Source organism: Pararhodobacter sp., from assembly GCF_036802785.1.
Lineage (GTDB): Bacteria > Pseudomonadota > Alphaproteobacteria > Rhodobacterales > Rhodobacteraceae > Pararhodobacter.
Window position 1 is genome coordinate 1 of record NZ_DAIRVN010000138.1, and the last position, 3,714, is coordinate 3,714.

At 69.0% G+C, this 3,714-nt stretch carries 2 protein-coding genes and 1 riboswitch; both genes read left to right on the forward strand.

The window, feature by feature from the left end; translation table 11 throughout:
* On the forward strand, positions 1-570 hold a 570-nt coding region (locus V7Q53_RS23225), incomplete at its 5' end, for a hypothetical protein (RefSeq protein WP_333831404.1).
* Positions 571-775: 205 nt separating this feature from the next.
* The gene (gene pepN / locus V7Q53_RS23230) at positions 776-3,376 is read left to right on the forward strand and encodes an aminopeptidase N (protein ID WP_333831405.1); all 2,601 of its coding nucleotides are present in this window, start codon (positions 776-778) and stop codon (positions 3,374-3,376) included.
* 61 nt (positions 3,377-3,437) lie between these two features.
* Positions 3,438-3,633, forward strand: a riboswitch (cobalamin riboswitch).
* The last annotated feature ends 81 nt before the right edge of the window (positions 3,634-3,714 follow it).

Below are 3,714 nucleotides of genomic sequence, written 5' to 3' on the forward strand. Positions count from 1 at the left end.
CCGGTGGAAGCTCCGGTGGGGGCTTTGCTGGGTGTTCTGGTGCGTGAAACCACGCTGGAAGATGCCGAGGGCGCGCCGCTGCTGCCCCGCCCCCGGATGCGGCCCGCCCTGCCGCCCCTTTCCCTGAGCCGCGACGCGCTGAGCGCCGCCTATGCCGCCGATGCCCGCGCCTTCTCGACCCGCCTGTCGCTGATCGCCAGCCGCGCCCGGCTGACATGGGAGTTTCGCACCGATCAGGGCATGTCAGCCGAACTGGCCTGCCACCTGCGCCAGCCCGGCGATACCCTGCTGCTGGGCTACCGGCGGCTGCTGGAGACCGGCGGGCCGGTGGTGGCGCTGTGCCACGGCGACGACCAGCAGACATTGACGCTTGCCGCCGCACTGGCCCGCGCCCTGCGCCGCCCTGCGCTGGCGCTGCCGGTTGAGGCGCTTGATGAGCCCGGCCGGATCGACGCGCTGTCAGCCACCGCACTGATCGTCGCGCCCGCGCTGGCGCGCCAGCCCGCCCGCCTGTCGGCGCTGATCGAAGCGGCGCGCTGCCCGGTGCTTGTGGCGCCCGATACGGCGTAAGCGGGGTGGCGCAGGACGGGTGGGCGGCGCAGGGGGCTGCCGCCCCCTCTTGGCCTGCGGCCAATTCACCCCCGCGCGTATTTCCGGCAAGATGAAACGGAACACACGCGGATTTCAGGGCGGCGGGTTTAAGGACGGCGGGTTTGGGGGGGCTTGCACCGCAGGGGCGCGGCGTGGCACCTGAAGGACAAAGCATGAGGAACCCATGACCCAGCCCATCCGCCTTGCCGATTACACGCCCCCGAGCCATCTGATTGACCGGGTTGCGCTGACCTTCCGGTTATCACCGCAGGCAACGCGGGTTCTGGCGCGCATCGAGTTCCGCCCCAATCCGGCGGCGGCGGGCGGCGATCTGTGGCTGGATGGCGAGGATCTGCGGCTGATCAGCGCCACGATCGACGGCAAACAGATCAGCGCCACACCCGGCCCCGGCGGCCTATTGCTGCCTGCGGCCCTGCTGCCCGAAGGCGCGTTTGTGTGGGAGGCCGAGGTCGAGATCAACCCGCAGGCCAATACCGCGCTGGACGGGCTCTATATTTCCAAGGGGATGTATTGCACGCAATGCGAGGCCGAGGGCTTTCGCAAGATCACCTTCTACCCTGACCGCCCCGATGTGATGGCCCCTTTCCGGGTGCGCGTCGAAAGCGACCTGCCGGTGCTTTTGTCCAACGGCAACCCGGTCGCGCAGGGCGCGGGCTGGGCAGAATGGGATGACCCCCACCCGAAACCCGCCTATCTTTTCGCGCTGGTGGCCGGTGATCTGGTTGCCACGCGCGCGCGTTTCACCACCGCCTCAGGCCGCGCTGTCGCGCTGGCGATCTGGGTGCGCGAAGGCGATGAGGACAAGACCGCTCATGCGATGCGCGCGCTGACTCAGTCGATGGTCTGGGATGAGCAGGTTTACGGGCGCGAATACGATCTGGATGTGTTCAACATTGTCGCCGTCGATGATTTCAACATGGGCGCGATGGAGAACAAGGGGCTGAACGTCTTCAACTCGCGCTATGTTCTCGCCTCGCCCGAAACGGCCACCGATGACGATTACGCCAATATCGAGCGCATTGTGGCGCATGAGTATTTCCACAACTGGACCGGCAACCGCATCACCTGCCGCGACTGGTTTCAGCTGTCGCTCAAGGAGGGGCTGACGGTCTACCGCGACCAGCAGTTCATGGGCGATCTGCGTGGCGCGGCGGTCAAGCGGATCGGTGATGTGCTGACCCTGCGCGCGCGCCAGTTCCGCGAGGATGCCGGGCCGCTGGCGCATCCGGTGCGGCCAGTGGAATATGTCGAGATCAACAATTTCTATACCGCCACGGTGTACGAGAAGGGCGCCGAGGTGATCCGCATGCTGGCGCTTCTGGTCGGCGAGGACGGTTATCGCCGGGCGCTGGACCTGTATTTCGCGCGCCATGACGGGCAGGCCTGCACGATCGAGGACTGGCTGGCGGTGTTTGAGGAAGCCACCGGGCGCGACCTGTCGCAGTTCAGGCTGTGGTATGAACAGGCGGGCACGCCGCGCCTGAGCGTGCGCGAGGACTGGGATGGCAGCCGCTACAGCCTGACACTGGCGCAGCACCTGCCCCCCACCCCCGGAGAGCCGGAGAACAAGCCCATGGTGATCCCCGTGGCGCTGGGGCTGATCGGCGCGCAGGGTGAGGAGGTTGCGCCGACGCAGGTGGTTGCGCTGGACCAGCCCGGCCTGACACTGCACTGGGACGGGCTGGCGGTGCGCCCGGTACCCTCGCTTCTGCGCGGGTTTTCGGCGCCGGTGGTGCTGGATCACAGCCCGCAGCCCGGCGCGCTGGCACATCAGCTTGCCCATGACAGCGACCCCGTCGCGCGCTGGGACGCCGGGCGCAGGCTGGCGCTGGAGACCGCGACGGCGATGATCCGCAGCGGGGCCGCGCCGGATGCGGACTGGCTGGCGGCGCTGCGCCCACTGCCCGGCGCGCAGGAGCTGGAACCGTCTTACCGCGCGCTGATGCTGCGACTGCCCGACGAAGAGACGATAGCGGTGCATCTGGCAGGGCTGGGCATGGTGCCGGACCCCGCCGCCCTTTACCAGACACGGCGCAGGATGCGCGCGGCGATGGCCGCGCATCTGGGCGATGCGCTGGAAGCAGCATTCACGCAGATGGCGCCTGACGGGCCCTACAGCCCGGACCCGGCGGCAGCGGGGCAGCGCGCGCTGCGGCTGGAGGCGCTGAAGCTGCTCACGCTGACCGACGGGGGCGCGCGGGCGCGGGAGCTGTTCGCGGGGGCGGATAACATGACCGTGCAGCTGGGGGCCTTGTCGGCCCTGCTGGATATCGGCGAGGGTGATGCGGCGCTGGCGGAATTCGGCGCGCAATGGCGCCATGAGCGGCTGGTGATCGACAAATGGTTCGGGCTTCAGACCAGTCTGGCAGCACCGGACAACGCGGCGGCGCGGGCGGCGGAACTGGCCGCGCATGCCGATTTTGACTGGACCAATCCCAACCGTTTCCGGGCGGTGTTCGGCGGGCTGACGGGAAACCATGCCGGGTTCCACCATGAAAGCGGCGCCGGGTATGACCTGCTGGCGGACTGGCTGATCCGGCTGGACGGGCGCAACCCGCAATTCGCCGCGCGGATGTCCAGCGCGTTCGAGACATGGTCACGCTATGATACCGGGCGGCAGGCCCGCGCCCGCGCGGCACTGGGCCGGATCGCCGCGCATCCGAAGCTGAGCCGCGACATGGCCGAGATGGTGGAGCGGATGCTGGGCCAGCCCGCCGCCACCCCGCCGCACAGCACCCCCGGCACGGCGGCGGGCAACGGTTGAAAGAAGGTCTTTCCCACAACCCGGCATGTCGCTTTTGGTGCATCGAATCCCGGCGCGCGCGGGCATACTGGGCCGGTAAGGTGCCGCTGGCGACAGCGGAGAATTGGGAAGCCGGTGAAAGACCGGCGCTGCCCCCGCAACGGTAACGGGAGAGCGGTGCGACACGCGCCACTGGGAGGAGCCCGGGAAGGCGTCGCACCGGGGCCACGCTGGCCCGCTTCCGCAGCCCGGAAACCAGCCTTGCGCGATAACGTCAAGCCGCGGCGGGCGGTGGATCGGTCAGGCAGGTCAGGCAACGCGCCGCCCTGCCCGCCCGTCCCCCGGTCGCGTATACCCAT